Here is a 19774-nt window from a genome sequence, read left to right on the forward strand (position 1 = left end):
TTGACTGTGCCCTGGTGAACTGGTCAGTCTGTTACCGCAGTTGTCTGACGTGCTCGTGGTCTCGGTCGAGGTCTCTGATGCTGTGGTGGTGGTCCGGGCCCGCACGAGATCCGGTGTTCCGGCGGGATGTACGGGATGCGGACAGCTCAGCGGGTGGTGCCACAGCCGCTATACACGGCGCCTTTCCGATGTCACGCTCGCAGGCAAGCCTCTACGCATCATCTTGTCCGTACGCCGTCTGTACTGCGAAAACATAGCCTGCTCGAAGGCAACCTTCGCCGAGCAAGTACCGGGGCTGACCGTGCGCTACCAGCGGCGGACACCGGCGTTGCAGCGCCTGGTGGAGGACGTCGGAGTCGTGCTGGCCGGCCGGGGCGGTTCCCGGATGCTTCGGATCCTGAAAATCAGGCTCTCGCGGGTCGCCGTCCTGTCCCAGCTGATGCGGGTGCCGTTGCCGCCCCTGGTCACGCCCCAGGTGCTCGGGGTGGATGACTTCGCACTCTACGGCGACACCTACGGAACTCTCCTGGTCGACGCCACCACCCGGCTTCCGCTCACTCTCTGGGAAGGACGTGACGCGGAACGGCTCGGCCGCTGGCTCCGCGAACACCCAGGTGTCGAGGTCGCCTGCCGTGACGGTTCCCTCGCATATCGGCAGGGCATCACCGCCGGCGCCCCGGACGCCGTGCAGGTCAGCGACCGATTTCACCTATGGCAGGGCCTCTCCCGCCGAGTGCAGGACATCGCCTCAGCCCACCGCGGCTGCTTGCCCGCAGCACCGCCTCCGATCGGCGATGCGGGTTCCGCACGGGTCGAGGAAACCGTCGAGAACACCACCGCGGACACGCGAGCCGAGCGCCACGCCCGAAGGCTTTTCGAAGCCGTTCAGACCTTGACCCGCTCTGGTCGGAGCCACAGCTCCGTGGCCCGGGAGCTCGGCCTGAACCGCCGCACCGTCAGCAAGTACGCCCGAGCCCACACCTGGCAGGAGGTCGTGCGACGCCCTCCACGCAAGCCCTCCACCCTGGATTTCTACCTCGACTACCTGCAACAACGCTGGGACGAGGGACAACACAGCGCGAAGATCCTGCACGAAGAACTGCAGACCAAGGGCTACCTCGGCCACTACCAGCGCGTGAAAATGGCCGTCGCGCCCCTCCGGAAGGGCCTGCCCATTGACGAGCCACGCGAGCGACCGCCCTCACCACGAGAAGCTGCCCGATGGATCACCACCCACCCGCACCGCCGCGGCCCGCACATCAACGACCGTCTGCCCCGCCTCCTCGACCACTGCCCTGAACTCAGGACCGCCCATGACCTGGTCCGCCGATTCGCCGACATGCTCGACAACCGCGACGCGACATCCCTGCCGGAGTGGCTGGAAGACCTCGCCAACACCGGACTCGCACCGCTGACCGGCCTCGCCAGAGCCCTGCGCGAAGACCGGGATGCCGTCGCCCAGGGCATCACCACCCCTTACAACTCAGGTGTCAACGAGGGCCGCATCACCGACGTCAAGTTGCAGAAGCGCCTCATGGCCGGACGCGCCGGCGTCCGTCTCCTCAGACACCGCGTCGTCCTGATCGCCCACCTCCGACGACGCTATGCCGACCGGCCGACCATCTCACCGAGATGATCTCCGCCTACGAAAATCTTGCCAGAGCCACGTTCACGTGTACGCCGACACATCGAGAGCACCACCCGGACGAAGCCGGACGGGGAGGTCATCCGGGTTGCCGGTCGCGATCAGCGCTCCACCCCCTTCCGCGAGGCCCGGGACTTCCTGGACGACCTTGGCGTCCCCGGCGGCGTCACCGTCTGGACCGCGCGCAGCCAGCAGACCCACGTCTACGCCGACCGACGCGCGGACGGCACCTGGGTGGGCCTCGACCGGCTGACCGGAACGTGGGTGCCGCTTCCCGCGGCCGCCGATGCGAGCAACTCCCCCACCCCCACGCCGACCAGCGAGGAGAAGCGCTGATGCCCGACTCCCAGTTACTCACTCCCGAACAGCGCCTCGTCTCCGCGAAGCGAGACCTCGGCCTGCCGATCGTCGTCATCTGCGGCTCCACCCGGTTCATGGGGGAGATGGCCGAGGCGGACTTCCGGGAGACCGTCGCCGGCCGATTCCGACAAGTTCGCAGATTCTTGGAGCAGGTCTGCGTCGAACCCACCGCTCCACAGCTCTCCTGAGTGGGCTTGACCAGCAGGTTTGTCGGCAATCTACCGACGCAGAATATGGCGAGACGATGGATCTGTCCGTCGACATACTGGGGCCGGTTGTCCGGTTGCCGAAGGAGATGCGTCAGTGGAGGATCCAGGGTTCACCGTGGTTGTGACCGAATCCGGGGGTGGCGGTCAGCAAGCCCTGCTGGCGGTCAGAGCGGTGACTGGACTGAGCCTGTGGCGTGCCAAGCTCCTGCTGGATCGTGCGCCTGTGACGGTTCTGGAGGAGGCCCCGCTCGACCGGGCGGCGGTCGCGGCCCGGCGGCTGCAGGAGGCCAGCGTCCCCGCAGAGGTCCGCTGCACTTGGTGCGACAGGACGGTGCCCCGCGATGGGACGCTGCTGGCCCCAGAGCCCTGTGGGTCCCGTTACTGGCCGACCGCCCATTGCAGGGCGAACTCCCTCGCCAGCTGTGACTGCACGTTCTGCAGTACCTACGGGCAGACCGCTCTTACTCTCTGACGCTACGCCAGATCCCGCTATCCGGGTTCAAAGAAGCTCTCGTCCGCGATCGCGGATATCGCCGATTCGATGTTCTCGGGCGTAAGACTCGGGACCACCGGCAGACTTCTCGCCGTGAAGCGCCCGATCCGAGCGACGTCACTCGCTACCGACTGCGCAAGTCGAACTGGGTCATACACCTCGACGACTCGCCGGCCGCCGCCCCAGACGACCGTCACGTCCAGCCAGCCTTTGGCTTCCTGCATCGCCCAGTCGTACTCGTCCATGGGTGCAGGCCACTCGATCCGATAATCCATGACTGGATCCTGTCGCACCCACACGACGGCGATGACGCGAATTCCTGCTCCGTCGAGGAGCATGGGCCCGTTCACGGGCGTGTGGGGTCGGGACGAAGTCGGGCGGGGTGCGCGGCACCGAGGTACTTCATGGCCGTTGTGGGTGCGATCCCGAACACTCTGATGAGGTGGATCGGATCCGCGGTGTGCCGGGCTTCGTCCAGGATTCGGTCACTTCGTAGAGCGCCCGCGCGCAGGCCCAGTGCTATGAAGGGCTTCTTGGCCACCAGGGCGGCCACGGGGGCGTTTCGGTCGTCAACGGCGGTCTGCCGGCTGACGTGCTCCTGAAATCTAGGAGTAACTGGCATTTCCCCACACGAACGAGTGAAGCCCTTCGCCACGCCTTCGACCAGGCAAGAGCCCTGGCACACACCCGTCCAGCGAGCCAGCGAGCCCGTCGGAACTCCAGTCGGGCCGTCGTCCGTCCGGGCTGCGACATGAAGCAGCCGAATCCCCTGTGGGCCGTCCTGACCGAACGCGAGGAGAAGAACAGCGTCGCGATCGCCTCGAATGAGTCGTTCGGAGGCTGGACGAAGACCTTCACCGACCCCCGCCTCTGCGCGGCCATCGTCGACCGCCTCACCTTCAACGGCACCATCATCGAGACCGGCACCGACTCCTACCGCCTCGCCAGCACCCGAGCCCGAGCTGAGGAACCGGTCAAGGCCAGCTGAACCATCCAAGTCCGCCCTGCCTGCGGCGGGGCGGACTCACAGCCAGGACACCTGGGCCAGTCGTGAGATCCTCTCCATCATGTTCGAGAGCGAGCGCAACCAGCGGGCGATAGCAGGCGTCGAGGCCCACGTTCGCGACTTCTTCACCGGCCACATGATCACGATCAGCGACTACGACCTGGGACCTGAACGAAGGGAAGCGGTTCCCGACCTGCGGATCCTCACCGTCAGCCCAGGACCGCGCGCCGACAGCTGGGCCTACATCACCGCCGGCTGCTGGTCCACGGTCGAGACGGACGGCCACGGCCTCGAATTCGTCCTCACCGCTCCCGTCCGCGACGAACGCTTTGCTGAGCTCCTGGCCATGACCGCCTACTACCACGCCGATCACCACCTCGATGTCGAGCACAGCCTGCCCATCGGGGAGCCGTGGCTGCCTGGGTCCCAGTGCGACCACCTGCTGATCAGCCTCCCCTACTTCCATGACCCTGACCTGGAGCACTGCCCGCTGCCGGACGGCCATGCCCGCATCCTCTGGGCCCTGCCGGTCACCGCAGCTGAGATGGCATACCGCCGCGAGCACGGTCACGAGGCCCTTGAGCGGCTCTTCGACGAGCACGGGATCCTCTCGACCGATCCAAGGCGTCCATCCGTCGCCTGAACCTCGCGGGCACAGTCCGGGCACAAGCGACAGCTGGGGAGTCCTCCAGCGCCGTCAAAACTCGTCGACAAGTTGAGGCACAGCGATCACCGATTGCCGCCCAAAGTCATCGATGCCTTCAAGCCCTACCTCGACCAGCGATGGCAGGAGGGTTGCACTGCCGGCATGGATCGAGGCCGCGGCCAACGCCGACCTGCCCAGCCTCCAGCGATTCGCCCGGCACCTGGAGCGTGACCTCGACGCCGTCACCGCCGGGCTCTCGCAGCCGTGGAACTCCGGGGTTCTTCTTCGGCGCCAACTCCGGAAGCCCGCGCGGGCTGGCGGACATCCGCGGATGGGAGGCCATGCCCCTGTGGAAGGCCCCTGGGCGGCGATCTCCCGGGCGGATGCCTCCTGCCCGGCATAGAGGGTCTCGTACTCCTCGGCCGGGCGCTGGACGGTCGCGGAACATCTTGGAGGAGTGGCGGGGGTTGAGGATCTGCTCCCTCGTGCCCCACCCCTGCGACGGCCGCTGCTGGAAGAGGTCCCCTTTAGCTGCTTCTCGTCGGCCGCCTCGACCAGCTCAGTAACCAGCGGTCCGGCTCACTGCCGCGACGGTCCGAGCCGCTCGTACACCCTCACCTGTCGCCCGTGGGTCCGCTTCACGGCCACGATCGCGAAGTACTGCTTCAGTACGGACATCTTCGTCTTGTCCCGCTCGGTATTCACCGGTATCCCCGGAACGTCTGTCACCAGCAGTATCCGTTGCTCAGCAAGCATCGCGGTTCGGATCCGGCCGGGGTCCGCCTCTACGCCTTTCAGAGTCCCGGACGCCTCGGGGCTCTGCGCCAGGGCTATGTCCCGCAGACCGGAAAAGTCATCCGGGGTGACGGACTTGGTGTCCCGGCGTGCTGAGGGGATGAAGAGGACGACATTCCCGGCTTCTTTCAATCGCTGGACATCAGCCGCAACGGCCCGGACATCGTCGACCCGGCTCGCAGGGGATCGTTTGGCCAACAACTGCGGCAGCAGTCCCACCGTTGCGAAGACGACCACGACAGGAACGACCAAATCGGCCAGCCCGGGCCTTCTGGACCGGACTGCCTGTAGCGCTGAGCCGATCAGGCTGCCGATCAGCAGTGCAAGTCCCAGCTCACTGAACAAAACGTACCTCTCCAGGTACAACGGCTGAATGAGGGACAGACCGATGAGACCGAGCTGCGGGATCATCAATAGCGGTAACCCCACCGCGGCTGCGGACAGTCGCCCCACTCCTCGGGAGGGGTCCAGCAGTGCACCAGTCCCGCCGATCAGAAACAGGATTGCCGGGCCAATGAGCATATGCCAGGTCAGCGGCGGGATCCAGGACACTTGGCCGGACTGCCCCCGGCTGAAAAGGATGAGAGGGAGCACGCAGATCACGACCGCCGAGGAGACTACGGTCCACGGCTTCCACACACCGCGGCCGGCCCGTACCCAGAGCAGCGTCGCCATATGTGCGGACAGCATCATGAGCGAGAGCCAGTTCAGGAGTCCGCTCACCGTCACAGCGACGCCGTATGCCGCCCAGTACACAGCCCGGCCTCGCTGCTGGAGCGCCATCACGAGGAGCAGGGTCGCGATCGCCGCCCCGGCTGCAACAAAGGCGTAAGGCCGTCCCTCCTGCATATGGAACTGCACCGCGGGAAGCAGGACGAATGCCACCCCTCCGGCAATGCCCACCCATGTTCCCGCCAGGCGTTCTCCGATGCGCCCGACACATGCGGCCGCTATCCCCGTGGCTATGACCGAGGGGAGTCTGAGGGTTGTGGTGCCGGCTCCGAAACACTCGAACAGCGCGTGCATCAACAGGTAGTAGGCCCCGTGTACGACGTCGATGTTCTGCAGCAGGTGCCAGATTTCAGGCGTTGAGCGTGTGGCCACCTGCCAGGTCGCGGCCTCGTCCCGCCAGACGCTGCCCTGCCGTGACAACCCCCATAAACCGAGAGCAAGGGCCCCGAGGAGCGGGATAAGCCAGCTGACTCCATAGCTCCGCCTGGGATTGGTCGCCGACGGATCGAGTACAGCACCGCCCCTCGATATAGGGGGAATCGAAGAAGACTCGCATACAGAAGGCATAAGGTAAAGGATTTCGGAGCGGCTGGCCGGACAGTGCGGAGTCCTGAGTTCTTCCCGTGCTCGACGGCCGGGCACCGTGGGTACCGCTCTCTGAAGCAGTGCTGCAGGACTCCTAATGATCAGCATGTCATCTGAACTCCGCTTGACCCAAACCTTTCCGGCCAAGATCCCAGCCACCTTCAAGGCAAACCAGAACATGGGGCAGGAGCGTCTTCACTCCCACCGCGTGAACAGACACACGGTCTGCCAGTGACGCTTTGGGCTTTGCGCCTCTGGAACGATCTACCTGGCGCCTTTCAGACAAGAGGAGACTTTCAAGTCAAGCTTCCACTCAAGCGGAACCTGTAACCCCTCTATTGACCCGACCCGCCCCCGGGGACCATCCCCGCGGGCGCGGGGAGCAGGGCCCGCACCCCGGCACCCCGGTCACGGTCACGGGACCATCCCCGCGGGCGCGGGGAGCAGACTTATTGACCTGCAGTTTTACGGCACGCACGGCCCCGCGCCAACCACTTTCACCGAACCGGGCAAATCACCTCTAACGTGTTGCAGCGCTGCGGATCTACATCACCTCGAGGAGCGTGGTCCCTTGATACGCGTGCCGACCACCAGGGGCGTGAAATGGGGGACGCGCCGCGATCGTGTCCTTGGAGGGCGCAGGCTGCACGGAGGGGGTGAGACGTTGGCCGACGCCTGGTCGACGTCAGCCGCCCCAGCTGTGCTAGGGCGCTCGCACGGGGCCGAACCCTCTTCGCTGCCGGTAGCTCGGATAAGCCGGTAGGGGAAGGTGGATGCTCCTTCTCCCTTACCGGCGTCCGAACCTTCGTCGCTTGGAGGCTTTGCTCCATCCGGGCTTGTCGGGTGTGGTGTTCGTCGGCGGATCGGTGCCGTTGACGGAGGGGCGGTGGATGAGGGTCAGGCCTTCATGGTCGACTGGGTTCCAGGCGTGGTCGAAGGTGCGGAAGGTGTATCCCTGCTCGTTGTTGGTTGTGTGGGCGAGCAGTGCCCTGCCTTGGCCGGCGTACTGCTGGACCTCGTTCCACAGGGCGTCGCGGATTCTTGCCGATGGGTTTCCGATGAAGACGCCGGCGGAGATCTCCAGAAGCCAGCGGGTGAGGAATCCGCGTAGGCCGGCGGGGCAGTTGGTCAGAACGATGACGGTCACCAGGTCAGTGCCATGTCTTCGTAGCGGCTTTCCTCACCGGGCGGGGTGCTGTCGCCATAGTTCCAGCCGGCCGCTACTTGTCCGCCGCGGTCGCTTTGCAGCATGACGACGTCCCGGGCCCCGTCCAGGTCTGTCTCCCCTGCTTGTTCGGTGCCCAGGAGGAGTCGTTTGATGTCGTCGACGCAGCGGTCGAGCAGGGATTCCTCGTGGATGCGGTCGCGCAGTGCCCTGCGTGTCCGGGAGCCGACGTCCTCCTCTCCTTCGGCCGCGACGTCGAAGGCGAGGGGGATGCCGATGTCCGTCTTGTAGAGGTCGGCGACGTCCAGAACGAAGGAGAGCTCATGTCCGGAGTGGACGAACCCGAGTGCCGGGCTGCAGCCCAGGGACATGACCACGGCGTGCGCGACGCCGTACATGCACTGCGCCGCTGCGGTGATCGCCTGGTTGACCGCGTCGCCGGCGGTGAAGTCACCGGGGACGTATCTGCGGCCGCGCCAGTGCACTCCCGTCCGCGCGGCCTGGGCGCGGTAGCACTTCTTCACGCGGTCGCCTTCGCGTCCGAGTAGTTCGCGGCGGGTCGCTCCGCTGGGGTCCTCGTCGGGGAATCTCAGCCGGTACATGGCGCGCGCGACGGAGAGGCGGGAGCGGACATTGGCCCACTGGGTGGCCTGGGCCTCTGCCAGTGCCGAGGAGCGGCTCAGCGCCCGTCCGCTGGCGTAGTAGCGCACGCCCTGTTCTCCCACCCAGATGACGGCGGCGCCGGTCTCGCCGAGGACGCTCATGGCCTGGTGGGTGACGCGGGTGCCGGGTCCCAGGAGCAGGGTGCCGATCGTCGCCGAGGGGATGTGGGTGACGCCGTTGGCGTCGGTGGCGGTGATGGCGTTGGCGTCCCGGTGCACTGTGCAGCGCTCGAGGTAGATGTAGGACAGGCGGTCGCTCGCGCGGGTCAGTTCACGCGGGGTGAGTGCACCGCGCTGGGACACGGTCGTCACCGGGTCTCTCCTTGTGGGAGGGGTGCCAGGGTCATCAGTCCGCAGCCGTAGGCCTTCGCCTTGCCGATGCCGTGGGTGAGTGTCCGGCGCATGAGGCCGGGATCGGTGACTTCGAGGCGGCCGTCGAAGGTGGCGGTGACCAGGGTGACGGTCCTGCCGCGCTTGGCGCCGGAGTGGCGGGATCTGTCGAACGCGTGGGAGCGGGGGTCTCGGACGGTCAGTTCGTAGCGGTCGCCGTGGTGCTCACGGCCCTGGTGGGTGGTGCCGGCGGGCAGGAGGCGCTTGTCTTTCGGTTTCTCGAGGATGCGGAAGCCGCCGCGCTGCTGGCGTTCGGGGTCCAGCAGCCAGCCCATCTGGTGGTGGGGGGTCAGGTGGGCGGTGCGTTTGCGTGGCTCGTCGTCGGTGCGGCGGATGTGGTGGACGGGGTTGGCTGTCAGGCGGAAGCTCCAGCGCTCCCCCACGGCGAGGCGGTCGAGCAGGGGGGTGTAGGAGCGGGTCTGCCAGCCGGGGGTGTCGATCATGGCTGTGGGCCAGCCGGCCTGTTCCACGAGGTGGGTGAGGTCGGGGGCTTCGGGGCTGGCGAGGAAGAGGAGGACTTCGCCGGGTGCGTTGTGGTCCAGGCGCCACAGGACTCGGGGTGCGTCCGCTGCCGGGTGGTCGGTGGGGAGCAGCGTGGGGAAGGAGGACATGACGGCTGCGTGCAGGACCTGGGGGGAGGAGAGCAGGCGGCGGGCTGCGGTGCGGGCGGTGTTCACCCTGAAGCGGGTCAGGTACATCAGGCGCTCTCCTCGGGCAGCACGTCGAAAGGGTCGTGTGGGGGTGTGGAGGGTGCCGTGTGGGGGTGGGGGATGTCGATGTCGTGGCGCACGAGCGTGCGCAGGGAGTGGCGGCGGTGGTGGGCGGCGAAGCTGATGGGCTGGTCGCGGATGGTTTCGGCCGTCATGGAGCTCTGCGGTTCCTCGAGGAGTACGGGGAGCGTGATGCGGGGGCCGGTGCGGTGTCGTCTGGCGTGCCAGGGGGAGGCTTGCCAGGGTTCGCTGGTCAGGGCTTGGAGCAGGTCGTGGTGGGGGTGGAGGTTGAGTTCGACGGGCTGGGCCGGGGGGCAGGAGCGGCGGCCGAGGAAGGGGGGGTAGACGGGGGCCTTGAGTGCGTCGTGGAGGTCGGTGAGGAGGTTCAGGTCGCCTTCTACGGCGGCGACGAAGACGGCGTCGGCGAGGTAGAAGCGGTCGGAGAGCGGCATGGACTTCTCGGTCGGCCAGTGGATGGCGGTCTGGAAGTCGCGCAGTCGGGTGCCGGGCTGGTCGATGCGGACGCCGAAGCGCAGGTCGGCCAGTGGCTGCAGTTGCTGGTCGTCGTCTCTTTGGATGCCGCGGGCGGCGGCAAGGAGGCCGATGACGCCGCTTTTGGTGGGGGCGGACTCGGTGGTGCGGCGGGTGAAGCGGGCTGAGGCCCCCCACGACTGCAGGGGGCCGGCGAGCCTGAGGGTCAGGACGCTCATGCGGGCGTCTCCAGGCGCTCCGCGACGGCGTGGCCTACGGCGGTGAGCAGGTCGCCCAGCGTTTCGGTTTCGGTGCCGATGCCGCTGAGTTTCTGGGTGTTGGGGCCGACCCTGAGGATCCAGGTGAGGGTGGAGGTGTCGTCGCCGTACTTGCGCTCGATGTCGGGGATGTACTCGGCCAGTCGCTCGACTGCCTCGCGGACGTGGCCACCCTGGTCGCCGCGGACTGCTTCTTCGAAGGCGGAGACGAAACTGATGGGGCGGGTGGTGCGGAGCTTGACGACTACGGCCTCGGGCAGGGTGTGGTTGCCGAAGGTGTTGATCTTTCCCTTGGGCAGGGAATCGATGAAGCTGCGGGTGAACGCCTCGACGGCGCGGCGGACCGGAGTGGCCACCGGTTCGTCCTCGCGCAGGCCCTGGCCGAGGTTGTCCGCCAGCTGGTGGATGCCGAGGGCGGCGTAGCGGTAGAGGGTGCCGGAATTGAAGTCGACGGTGCCGATCATGCCGGCTCCGGGTCGACGAACCCTGGCGTGGGCACCAGCAGCGCGACGGCCGTGCCCACCAGGATGCCGAGGATGTTGTCCTCCACCCGCGCGGTGCCGTAACCGACGAGTTCGCCGCTGCCCAGGACGAGGATGCCCGTGAGGGCGACCTGGTGCATCTGTGCTCCCAGCCGCAGCAACCGTCCCGCGAACATGCCCACCAGCATCACCGTCGTCAAGGCGAGCGCGCCGGAACCCAGGAGGGTGGCCACGGCGGCGCCCAGGAGCACGCCGAGCACCACTCCGGCGGCGCGCTGCACCGCCTTGCGCAGGGTCCCGTACGGCGTGACCTGGGCGGTCAGGATGGCACCGGCAGGAGCCAGCATCGGCTGCGGCAGGTGGAAGAGGGCATCGGCCGCCCACCCCGACAGCAGCGCCGCCGCCACAGTCTTCAGCACCATCGTGCCGTCCCCGAAGCCCGCCACCGCACGGCCTCGCAGCAGGGCCGCTGTGGGACGCGAGGGGGACAGGCGTCGGGACATCGCAGCCTTCGTCGGCGGGCAGGGGACGGCCTCGGGCCGTCGGCGGGCTCCTGTGCCGCGCGCCAAGCTAGCACCGCGACGGTACGGGCACGGTGACGCCGCGCCTGGACACCCCGTCGAGGAGGTTCAGGAGGGAGACACGGTCACGCCTTGGACGAGGACCTGCGCGTGCCCCCCTCGCCGATCATGCCGACACATCGCGCTGCCGGCCCCGGCGGGGCTCTGTGCCGAGGTCGATGTGCGAGTGCAGCGCGCCGCTCAGGCCGACGGCCAGGCACTCGCGGCGCACCAGGTCGGGGAGACGCTCGACCAGCTCCTCAGACAGGGCCGCGTAATCGACGGCGATCACGATTGCGCCGGCCGCGCCCGGTGCCGGGAGCTGAAGGGAGGGTCGCCGCGATGCTGACGACGCCGCGGCCCTTCATGACGTCTTCCTGCGCAAGCGGGACCTCGCTGATCAGCGTGGTGTCCTGCCGACGACGACGGGGCGTCGAAGCCCAAGGCGAGGACGACGGCGGCCGCCTGAGCCTGTATCGCGACCAGCGCACCGGCGGCAGCGCGGCATCGTCCCCATCGCCGCCCCGGACCTCCACCACGTCTTCCCAGAAGGCGCGTCCGCCTCACCGGGCCCGGTCTCGGCGAGGCCGGCGTCCGTGCTCGGTTGGCGCGTGTTCCCGCCGGTGTGGTGATGTTGCCCAGGCGCGCCCAGACCTTCCGCGCCGCGACGCGACGGATCGGGGGCGGGCGTGCGAGTACGAACGGGAGCGAGCGGCATGGGGACGGCGGCGGCCGGGCCAGCGGGAACACTCGCCGGACGCCGGGTGGTCGTGATCGGCGGTGGTCCGGCCGGCCTGACGGCCGCTATGGAACTGGCCGAGCGCGGTTTCTCCGTGACGGTGGTTGAGGCGCGTGCCCTGGGCGGCAAGGCACGCAGCATCCCGGTCCTGGGCACCGGCCGTGAGGGGCGTCGTGACCTTCCCGGGGAGCACGGCTTCCGTTTCTTCCCCGGGTTCTACCGGAACGTCACCGAGACGATGGCCCGGATTCCCTCTCCAGGAGCCGGTGCCGGTGGCGCCGGGCGTACTGTCGCCGATCGGCTGGTCGCCACGTCGGAGGTGCTGTACGCGCGGGACCGGGGCCGGGACGGCGTGGTCGTGGACATCTCCGGTGGCCCCGCGGCCCGCAGCGTCGAGGCGACGCTGCGGGCGGCGGGCAGGCTGCTGGCCAGGACCCCCGGACTGACCTCGGCGGAGAGCGCCCACTTCGCCAACCGGCTGCTCGTCTACGCCACCAGTGGCGCGGCGCGTCACGACGACGAGTTCGAGAACACCACCTGGTGGGAGTTCACCGCGGGCGCCACCGCCTCGGAGGAGTACCGGCGGCTCTGCGTGATCGGTCCGACCCGCAGTCTCGTCGCGGCCAAGGCCGAAGTGGCCAGCGTCGCGTCCATCGGGCGTACACAGGTGGAGTTCTGGTCGGGACTGCTGGGCGGCTCCGGTCACGCGGAGGCCGACCGTGTCCTGGACGCCCCGACGACGGAGGCGTGGATCGGCCCGTGGGCCGCCCATCTGGCCGGGCTCGGGGTGCGGTTCTTGGTGGGGCATCGGGTGATCCGGCTGCGGACGCAGGGCGGTGCGGTGCGTGCCGCCGCCGTCCGCACCCCCTCCGGTGCTCTGCGCGAGATCGACGCCGACTGGTTCGTCTGCGCGGTTCCGGCCGAGACAGCCGTACGGACCCTGGGCCCGGAGGTGTGCGAGCTGGACGACTCGCTGCCCGACATCGACAGGCTGGAGACGGACTGGATGACCGGCATGCAGTTCTTCTTGCGCGAACCGACTCCGCTCGTCCGGGGGCACATCATCCACGTGGACTCGCCGTGGGCCCTGACCTCCGTCGCCCAGGCCCAGTTCTGGTCCGGTCCGGACTTCGCGGACCGGTACGGCGACGGAACGGTCCGCGACTGCCTGTCCGTGGACGTGTCGGCGTGGGCCGTGCCCGGCCCGCTGACCGGCAAACCCGCCCGTGCGTGCACCCGCGAGGAGGCGATCCGGGAGGTGTGGCACCAGCTGGCGGACTCGCTGCGCCTCGACGGGCGGGAACTGCTCGCCCCGGACCTGGTGCACTCCTGCTTCACGGACCCGGCGATCCAGTGGCCCACCGAACCGGGGGCCCTCGCCCGCAACGCGGAACCGCTTCTGATCAGCACGGCGGGCTCGCGCCGCTGGCGCCCCCGGCCCGCGGGCAAGATACCCAACCTCTTCCAGGCCGGGACCACGTGGACGTCGACCTCAACCTCGCGACGATGGAGGCCGCCGACCAGAGCGCCAAGGCCGCGGTCAACGCCCTTCTTCAAACAGCGGGTTCACGGGCGCCGCAGTGTGTCGTGCGAAGACGCCCGGAGGCTCCCGAACTCGAACGGCTACGGCTCCTGGACGACGCGCTGCACGCGGCGGGCCTGCCCAACGCCTTCGACCGGCCGGCTCCTTGGACGATCACCAGGTGATCAGTACGCGCGTCCTGTGACGAAGGCCGCCAGCGCCCGCAGATCGTCACCCGCCTTCCGCGACGGCGGGCAGGCCCGGGCGAGAGCGTCGAGCGCCCTGCGTTCATGAGCCCTCGCCGCCGCCTCCGCCACACCTCGGGCACCCGAGCCGTCCAGGAGACGCCGTACCTCGCCGGCCTGCTCCAACGTCCACGGCTCGGGCCTCGCGTAGAGCTCGCGCAGCCTTCCCGTACCGGCGACGTCGTGGCGCGTACCCTCCCCGGACAGGGCCACGGCCACCGGGTAGGACTTCTTGCGGGCTGTCAGATCGGCACCGGCCGGCTTCCCCATGACCGCAGGATCACCCCAGAGGCCGAGGACGTCGTCGACGATCTGGAAGGCGATGCCGAGGTTCTCCCCGAACACAGCCAGATCACCGGCGGCCTCGGGAGCGGCCCCCAACGCGCAGGCGCAGGCGAACAAGGAGCCGGTCTTGTCCGCGTGTACCCGGAGAATCGTGGCGGTGTCACAACGGGCTTCCTCCTCCAGGGCGAGATCGAGCGCCTGCCCCTGGGCCAGGCGCACAAGCGCGTCCCCGAGCAGTCCGGTGGCCCGCGCGGCCCCGGCCAGCCTCGGCGGAGCAATCCCCGGCCGGCCGGACACACCCAGGACGTCGCGGAAAGCCAGTTCCAGAGCGTCGGGGGTCAGAGCACGCACCGCGGACTCGACGACGTCGGCACCGAAGACCTTCCACGCCGCCGGCCTGCCCCGCCGCAGCGCGTCGCCGTCCATCACGTCGTCGTGGAGGAGTGAGAGCGTGTGGAGCACCTCCACAGCCGCTGCACCGGCCCGGACCAAGGGATCGTCCTCGCTGCCCGGACCGTCCCCCGTGGCGCGGGCAGCCGCGAACACGAGCGCCGCGCGCACTGCCTTCCCCCGTCCACCCCCGGCGACAAGCTCGCCCCTGGTCCCCCGCCACCCCCATTGATAGGCAAGCACCCCCGCGGCTTCGGGATCCACCCGCTCCAGCAAAGGAGCCACCACCGCGTCCGTACGGCTCCGGGCCTCCACAAGAAGGGCCTGAACCCCGGGCGACGACAGCGAGACGGCCGACACAGATCCTCCGGACGCAGCCGGCCGGCCATCGGAAAGGGACCGGCACGGCGGGACTCAAGACGTCCACGAGGCTACCCGGCCGCGCACTCGCTCCCGACCGGGCGCCATGCGCAGAGGTCGTGACGGGGGCCCGCTTCCACCGCGGATGCTTGACGGACGGCCAGTGGAGCGACGCGTCATCCGCAGCCTGCTCGTCCGCCGGTTCTTCCTCGCCTCTCGCACTGGACTCCAGGCTCAGCAGCCGCGCCCCGCCACCACCCCGCAGGGGCATCACGCAGCCTGACATGCTCGTTCCCCAGCGCGCCCCAGGTCGACTCTGCACTCGCCTGAGCCGCACAATGCCCCCTCTGGGAGAGCCTCGATCCGCTCGGCTCAGGAGATCCACAGGAGTATCGCGTCGCCCTCCCGGGCCGCGGCGCGCAGGTACTTCGCGAGGTCGGCCCAGTGGGCGGCGACCCAGTCCGGTTCCTCGCCGCGCTCCCAGACGATCTGCGGATAGACCTCCGCGGCGGCAAGATCGGCCGGGGTGACACCGTCGGTCAGACTGTCGGGAGCGTGGGCCTCCAGGGCATCCACAGCAGCCCGTACCCGGTCGGCGGTGAGGAGCCGGGGCGGACCGTACCCCCAGTCCTCGCCCTCCGGCCAGGGCATGTCCGCCTCCCCGAAGACCACGTCCACCGGAAACCCACGCCGGCCCAGCAGGAAGTCGAGGGCGTGCCACGCCTTGTCCGTCTCATGCACCCGCGCCTCAGCGGCCGCTTCATCGCCGCCGTACTGCGCGTGCGCGTGCTCGGCGGCCCAGCCGGGTTCCTGCAACGCGCGCTCGAGTTCGGCCGGGGTAAGACGGAGGTAGTGCCCGATCATGCTCATGGACCACATCGTAGGAGAAGGCACTGACAAGACCCCCTGGCGTCCAGCAAGGTGAACGGCGTGGCCAGGGCCGCTGCCGACCCCGCCGCAGGCGAACGTACGGGGCCGGTGAAGGGGCGTCGCGCTCCGATGGGGTGTGCCCTGAGCCGAAGCACCATGGCCCCGCCGTACGGGGTCAGGCCGTAGCCACGGTGGCCGCCGGCGTCGCGGTGCGCTCGCAGCAGGGCTTGCCGAGGCGCGCGGAGGAAGGCCGCTCTCAGCGCCAGGTGCCTCGCGCCTCGCCCACACACACGCAGACCGATGCCCCGGCGCAGGTCGGCCGGGAGCCCTGTGACAGACCCCTTCGGCGCGGAACGAAGGCATCCGCTGTCGACGCCGTGACAGGATGCCGACGTTTCACGGGACGGCCGGATGCAGTCAACCCAAGGGGATCGTACGGAAGATGAAGATATTTCGGCGGCGTGGAGCCTCTCAGGGCGGGGATCGTGCCGAGCAGGCGATCCGTGAGTACCGGACGGCCTACGAACGGGGGCTCGCCGCCGAGCAGGGCCAGGGGCCGGCACAGGCGCTGGCCGAGTTCGCGCGGGCTCAGCACGCTCTGGACCGTTTGGACACCGCTTCCCCGGACCTGTCTGAGGTTCCCCGGGCCAGGGCGGGACTGCTCTACGCCATGGGGCGGGCCAGGACTGATGTCGGAGACGCGGCCGGTGCGGTCGTAGCCCTGGACCAGGCCGAGGAGCTGTACCAGCGGATGGAATCGGAGGAGCTCCCCACCCGAGAGGAGGGTGAGCAGAGGGGTGACCTGCAGGAGTCGGGTCCCGTTTCCGCGGTCGTGCTGGTGGCCGATGTCCAGCTGCGACGGGCCCGAGCCTATGCCGAGTGGGGCCGCCCGTTCAGTGCGCTCAGCGATCTGGACATGTCGATCGGTGGGTACATGCGGGCGGGGGCCTTCACTCCCCTCTCGGATCGGTCCGGGGACGTGGCGCGGATCCTCGCGGTCGGGGCGGTGATCCAACTGCGCGTAGGGGACCATGAACTGGCTCTGGAATGCGGCCAGGAGTCCCTCGCTCGATACCGGGAGATGGGCCGGATCGGCGCTGAGGCGATCCCGTACGCGATCGGATTCGCCGCCCCGGTCGTGTCCATGCTGGAGGCGGCGCGTGGGCGGTGGGACGCGGCGCTGGCCGTGGACGGCGTGATCTTGGAGGCCGCGGAACTCGGCGGGGTCGGGAGTTCTCGGGCTCATGCACGCATCGGTGTCCATCTGAGAGAGGCCGGGCGGGAGGCGGAGGCGGCCGAACATCTTGCCATGGCCGCCCGCGGGTCGCACGACCGGGTTGCGGAGATGGAGCGGGAGGTCGGGGCGGCGCTTGCGCCGAGTCTGCGGGAGGTACTGCTGGAAGCGGAGCGGACGGCGTCCACGAGGCTCGCGGGCGGTGTGGGGGCCGGCGGCCTGGATCCGCTGGAGATCCGGACGCTACGACTCTCCCTCTGCGGCGGTGACAGGGCCAGGTTCTCGGCCACCGGCCGGATGAACGTGGTCGACGCTGTTCCACGCCAGGTCACTTCGCTCGCCCGGATCGGCCACCAGCTGATCGCATCCGATCGCCCACACGCGGCACTGCGCGCCCTCTGGGAGGCACTTCTTCTCTGCGATGCCGCACGCCGGTTGACCGCCTTCAACACCGGCGACTCCACCGCGACCGTGCCGCTGCGCGAGGCCGAGGAGAGCGCCTTGGCCGGAGCCGCCGTCCTCGTCGACGCACTGGAACGCGCTGGCGATCCCGTGAGCGACGCGCTCACCGCGGACCTCAGCAACGCCAGGAATCGCCTGGGCCTGTCGGTGCACTGATCATGCTGCGCGTTGACGGTCCCCGGTGAGGACGGCTGCGGCGAGGGCGGTCATGCCGTTCGGCTGGGGCCGGGGGTTGGCGGAGGACACGGCAGCACTCGAGACGCGCGATGCCGCGTTCGGCTCGCGCTCTCACCACGGGCAGGGCCCGGTCGACAGACGACAGACGACACGTGTCGACAGGGGTCTTCGGGGTCAGACCTGCTCACCTACTCGGCCCATGCCGACCAGGTAGTCGTTGCCTCGACTGGGACGTGTGTCACCGGGTCGGCAGCACCGGGTAGATGCGGCACCACCGCGGTGTTGGGGATCGGCATCAGGAGTGCAGGGTCTCCTGTGCCCAGATGATCGAAGGGTAGGTCGCTGCGAAGGCGAAGACGAAGCTGTTGAGCCCCATGAGGAAGGCCACGCACACATGGAACGACATCGCTACCCCCAGGAACAGGGCGGTGAAACTTGGCGGCAGCAAGAAGACCACGGGGAACGCCACCTCGAACAGCACGGTGCCGTACGTAGCGCAGACGAAGGACCCGGGTCGGCGTCTTGCGATCTGGGCGATCCATTTCGCGCCGTACGTTCGGGTGGAGACGATTTCGGCCACCGCGGTTCCGGCACGCCAGGAAGGGCCGAATACCTTGGCTACGCCGGCAGCAAAGTACGCCAGTGTCAGTTGGGCGGCGATGAAAGCCAGGCAGGCTTGCTGCGCCAGAGAGTCTGCGGGCGAAAGACGAGCCAGCAGCAGAGCGGTGGAGGAGATCAGCGTGATCTGATCCGAGCCGTCGTTCCCCTGGGGCGTGGCTAGGTGGGAGAGCAGGATCAGAGCGACCAGTGCTCCGCAGAGGAGCGCCGATAGGGAGGTCTGATCCGTGAACATCAGGGCGCAGCCGAGCGCGGCCCGTACGAAGAAGGTCGCCCAGACTCTGTGGCCGTCGAAGAGGAATCCGAGGATGGTTCCGGTGGATCCGGTGGCTGTATCGACCCGGCGGAGCCTTGAGATTCTCCACGAGAGCAGACCCTGTTGTGGCAGCAGTGATCGCGCTCCTGCGGCTTCGAGAGCGGTGATGCATGCAGCGAATCCGATAAGTCGTTGCGTCAGATCAAGCGCGGACTCGGTTGTCATCGCGCGTCACCTTCTTAGCAGCCGGCCGGTGCAGGTTCGAGAGCAGGGTGACCGCGGGAGCCTCATCGGAGTTGTGTCCGCCTGCGGCGAGCACCATGAACTGTACGTGGGTGGAGGCTTCTCCTCTGTGGAATGAGGAAGCCAGGCAGAGTAGCTGAAGGTAGGAGTTATGGAGGACTAACTGCACGTCCGACTTCGGCGGCTCGGTCAGGAGGTTGTTGACGATGTCGGACAGAGCTTTTCCCTGGCGCTTTCCAGGGTTCCAGAGACAGTGGAACCACCGCCACGAGGATCCCACCTCGATCTCGCGCCAAGGTCCGGCTTCCCCGTCGTTCCACGAGCGAATCAAGAGGTAGAAGTCGCGGGAGGCCGGGCGCGGCGCAAAGAAGGTGAACACCGGCAGGAGGGGACTGATCCAGCAGTTGTCCCACCAGGAGAGCAGGAAGGTGCGAACTCTCTTGTGCTGTGCAACGGCGGAAGCGACCCACCAGAGCGCCAGACAGATGCACACTCCGAGTTCCCAGACCTGTGACATGCGACCGCTCCCTCCTTACCAGCCAGAAGCCCCCCGGGCGGGAGGCTTACTTTTCTCCTCCGGAGAGGCGTGAAGAGTACGAGGAGATGATCTGCTGCTTGATCTCTGCGAGATCCTCGACGCTCGCACCCCGACTCACTTCATCGGCCAGGTGCGCCAAGGCGACCAGTTCAGGAACTGCCGCTTCCGCCGGAAGGATCTTGCCGGCCGCAAGGACGTCCGTCACGAAGTCGGCGAAGTCGCTGGCCGCCTCGCGAAGCATGTCGCCGAACGCGGCAAGGTCGGCGGCGGCCTCTTCGCCCGCCTCGCCGGGGCCGCCGGCGGCAGGGAACGCGAAAAGACCGGTTGCGTTTCCGAGTCGGAGACTGTCACCCATGGGCTGCAGATCGCCGATAATCCTGTCCAGCTCGGCGCTTACAAAACCTGATCGTCTACCCTGAATACGGCCGAGCAGATCAGCCATCTGAATTCTGGCCGCAGCCAATGTGATGATCCGAGCATACTGATTTGCGCTTCGGTCTCCGGCGTTCTCTTCGGGCATCGCGTCTCCCAGGCCATTCACGGCGACGTGGACGTTGCGAATGTATAGAAGCTCGCAACCCGAATCAATTACTAGCCTGTCCGTCTGATGACGTGTGCTGCTGAGCCGTGGCCTGTGGTCGAGGGT

Annotated in this window: 20 protein-coding genes and 2 pseudogenes; 8 read left to right on the forward strand and 14 right to left on the reverse strand. The window is 68.3% G+C overall.

The window, feature by feature from the left end:
• The first annotated feature begins 55 nt into the window (after window positions 1–55).
• The 4 genes from ACF09E_RS32790 (at window position 56) to ACF09E_RS32805 (ending at window position 2686) form a co-directional block, all read left to right on the forward strand.
• Complete coding sequence (locus tag ACF09E_RS32790; RefSeq protein ID WP_392209771.1) at window positions 56–1636, forward strand: ISL3 family transposase; 1581 nt, start codon at window positions 56–58, stop codon at window positions 1634–1636.
• Between the two features lie 18 nt (window positions 1637–1654).
• Window positions 1655–1981: a hypothetical protein gene (locus tag ACF09E_RS32795; RefSeq protein ID WP_392209506.1), complete on the forward strand. Its 327-nt coding sequence runs from the start codon at window positions 1655–1657 to the stop codon at window positions 1979–1981.
• The gene (locus tag ACF09E_RS32800; RefSeq protein WP_392048492.1) at window positions 1981–2193 is read left to right on the forward strand and encodes a hypothetical protein; all 213 of its coding nucleotides are present in this window, start codon (window positions 1981–1983) and stop codon (window positions 2191–2193) included. The genes ACF09E_RS32795 and ACF09E_RS32800 overlap by 1 nt, the downstream gene beginning before the upstream one ends.
• Window positions 2194–2335: 142 nt before the next feature.
• The gene (locus tag ACF09E_RS32805; protein WP_392209773.1) at window positions 2336–2686 is read left to right on the forward strand and encodes a ribosomal protein L7/L12; all 351 of its coding nucleotides are present in this window, start codon (window positions 2336–2338) and stop codon (window positions 2684–2686) included.
• A 17-nt stretch (window positions 2687–2703) separates the two neighbouring features.
• Here the strand turns inward: ACF09E_RS32805 and ACF09E_RS32810 are convergent, their stop codons facing one another.
• On the reverse strand, window positions 2704–2952 hold the full coding sequence (locus tag ACF09E_RS32810) for a hypothetical protein (protein WP_392209508.1): 249 nt from the start codon (window positions 2950–2952) through the stop codon (window positions 2704–2706).
• Window positions 2953–3476: 524 nt separating this feature from the next.
• Between ACF09E_RS32810 and ACF09E_RS32815 the strand changes: the two are divergent.
• Both ACF09E_RS32815 and ACF09E_RS32820 read left to right on the forward strand, forming a co-directional pair.
• Window positions 3477–3695 (forward strand): annotated as a pseudogene (locus ACF09E_RS32815) (ATP-binding protein); the annotation flags it as partial.
• A 79-nt stretch (window positions 3696–3774) separates the two neighbouring features.
• Complete coding sequence (locus ACF09E_RS32820; protein ID WP_392209510.1) at window positions 3775–4356, forward strand: suppressor of fused domain protein; 582 nt, start codon at window positions 3775–3777, stop codon at window positions 4354–4356.
• A 582-nt stretch (window positions 4357–4938) separates the two neighbouring features.
• Here ACF09E_RS32820 and ACF09E_RS32825 read toward each other — a convergent pair.
• From ACF09E_RS32825 to ACF09E_RS32860, 8 genes and pseudogenes are all read right to left on the reverse strand, one after another.
• On the reverse strand, window positions 4939–6651 hold the full coding sequence (locus ACF09E_RS32825; RefSeq protein WP_392209512.1) for a glycosyltransferase family 39 protein: 1713 nt from the start codon (window positions 6649–6651) through the stop codon (window positions 4939–4941).
• A 607-nt stretch (window positions 6652–7258) separates the two neighbouring features.
• On the reverse strand, window positions 7259–7618 hold the full coding sequence (gene cas2e / locus ACF09E_RS32830; protein WP_392209514.1) for a type I-E CRISPR-associated endoribonuclease Cas2e: 360 nt from the start codon (window positions 7616–7618) through the stop codon (window positions 7259–7261).
• Window positions 7615–8610, reverse strand: coding sequence for a type I-E CRISPR-associated endonuclease Cas1e (gene cas1e, locus ACF09E_RS32835; protein WP_392209516.1), 996 nt, complete (start codon window positions 8608–8610; stop codon window positions 7615–7617). The genes cas2e and cas1e overlap by 4 nt, the downstream gene beginning before the upstream one ends.
• Window positions 8607–9386, reverse strand: a complete 780-nt coding sequence (cas6e, locus tag ACF09E_RS32840) for a type I-E CRISPR-associated protein Cas6/Cse3/CasE (RefSeq protein ID WP_392209518.1) — start codon at window positions 9384–9386, stop codon at window positions 8607–8609. The genes cas1e and cas6e overlap by 4 nt, the downstream gene beginning before the upstream one ends.
• Entirely contained in the window at window positions 9386–10108 is a 723-nt protein-coding gene (gene cas5e, locus ACF09E_RS32845; RefSeq protein WP_392209520.1) for a type I-E CRISPR-associated protein Cas5/CasD, read from the reverse strand. The genes cas6e and cas5e overlap by 1 nt, the downstream gene beginning before the upstream one ends.
• A pseudogene (locus ACF09E_RS32850) lies at window positions 10105–10620 on the reverse strand (type I-E CRISPR-associated protein Cas7/Cse4/CasC); the annotation flags it as partial. The pseudogene ACF09E_RS32850 and the gene cas5e, both read right to left, overlap by 4 nt.
• Window positions 10608–11132, reverse strand: coding sequence for an aromatic acid exporter family protein (locus ACF09E_RS32855; RefSeq protein WP_392209522.1), 525 nt, complete (start codon window positions 11130–11132; stop codon window positions 10608–10610). The pseudogene ACF09E_RS32850 and the gene ACF09E_RS32855, both read right to left, overlap by 13 nt.
• A gap of 184 nt (window positions 11133–11316) precedes the next feature.
• On the reverse strand, window positions 11317–11481 hold the full coding sequence (locus ACF09E_RS32860; RefSeq protein WP_392209524.1) for a hypothetical protein: 165 nt from the start codon (window positions 11479–11481) through the stop codon (window positions 11317–11319).
• A 397-nt stretch (window positions 11482–11878) separates the two neighbouring features.
• Between ACF09E_RS32860 and ACF09E_RS32865 the strand changes: the two genes are divergently transcribed.
• On the forward strand, window positions 11879–13744 hold the full coding sequence (locus ACF09E_RS32865; RefSeq protein ID WP_392209526.1) for an FAD-dependent oxidoreductase: 1866 nt from the start codon (window positions 11879–11881) through the stop codon (window positions 13742–13744).
• Here the strand turns inward: ACF09E_RS32865 and ACF09E_RS32870 are convergent.
• Together ACF09E_RS32870 and ACF09E_RS32875 are read right to left on the reverse strand one after the other, a co-directional pair.
• The gene (locus ACF09E_RS32870) at window positions 13636–14730 is read right to left on the reverse strand and encodes a polyprenyl synthetase family protein (protein WP_392209528.1); all 1095 of its coding nucleotides are present in this window, start codon (window positions 14728–14730) and stop codon (window positions 13636–13638) included. The two genes, ACF09E_RS32865 and ACF09E_RS32870, sit on opposite strands and share 109 nt — an antisense overlap.
• A 372-nt stretch (window positions 14731–15102) precedes the next feature.
• Window positions 15103–15600 (reverse strand): YfbM family protein, encoded by a 498-nt coding sequence (locus ACF09E_RS32875; protein WP_392209530.1) that lies wholly within the window; start codon window positions 15598–15600, stop codon window positions 15103–15105.
• A 442-nt stretch (window positions 15601–16042) separates the two neighbouring features.
• On the opposite strand from ACF09E_RS32875, the gene ACF09E_RS32880 reads away from it, so the two are divergent.
• Complete coding sequence (locus ACF09E_RS32880) at window positions 16043–17452, forward strand: hypothetical protein (RefSeq protein WP_392209532.1); 1410 nt, start codon at window positions 16043–16045, stop codon at window positions 17450–17452.
• Between the two features lie 316 nt (window positions 17453–17768).
• Here the strand turns inward: ACF09E_RS32880 and ACF09E_RS32885 are convergent, their stop codons facing one another.
• Genes ACF09E_RS32885 through ACF09E_RS32895 form a run of 3 tightly spaced genes read right to left on the reverse strand, consistent with a single transcriptional unit; the run spans window position 17769 to window position 19648 of the window.
• Complete coding sequence (locus ACF09E_RS32885) at window positions 17769–18572, reverse strand: hypothetical protein (protein ID WP_392209534.1); 804 nt, start codon at window positions 18570–18572, stop codon at window positions 17769–17771.
• Window positions 18550–19107 carry a hypothetical protein gene (locus ACF09E_RS32890; RefSeq protein WP_392209536.1) on the reverse strand — a complete coding sequence of 186 codons (558 nt, stop codon included), beginning with the start codon at window positions 19105–19107 and terminating at the stop codon, window positions 18550–18552. Before ACF09E_RS32890 ends, ACF09E_RS32885 begins: the two co-directional genes overlap by 23 nt.
• A gap of 46 nt (window positions 19108–19153) precedes the next feature.
• Window positions 19154–19648, reverse strand: coding sequence for a hypothetical protein (locus tag ACF09E_RS32895; RefSeq protein ID WP_392209538.1), 495 nt, complete (start codon window positions 19646–19648; stop codon window positions 19154–19156).
• Window positions 19649–19774: the final 126 nt, after the last annotated feature.

This window comes from Streptomyces sp. NPDC014891 (assembly GCF_043081085.1).
Lineage (GTDB): Bacteria > Actinomycetota > Actinomycetes > Streptomycetales > Streptomycetaceae > Streptomyces.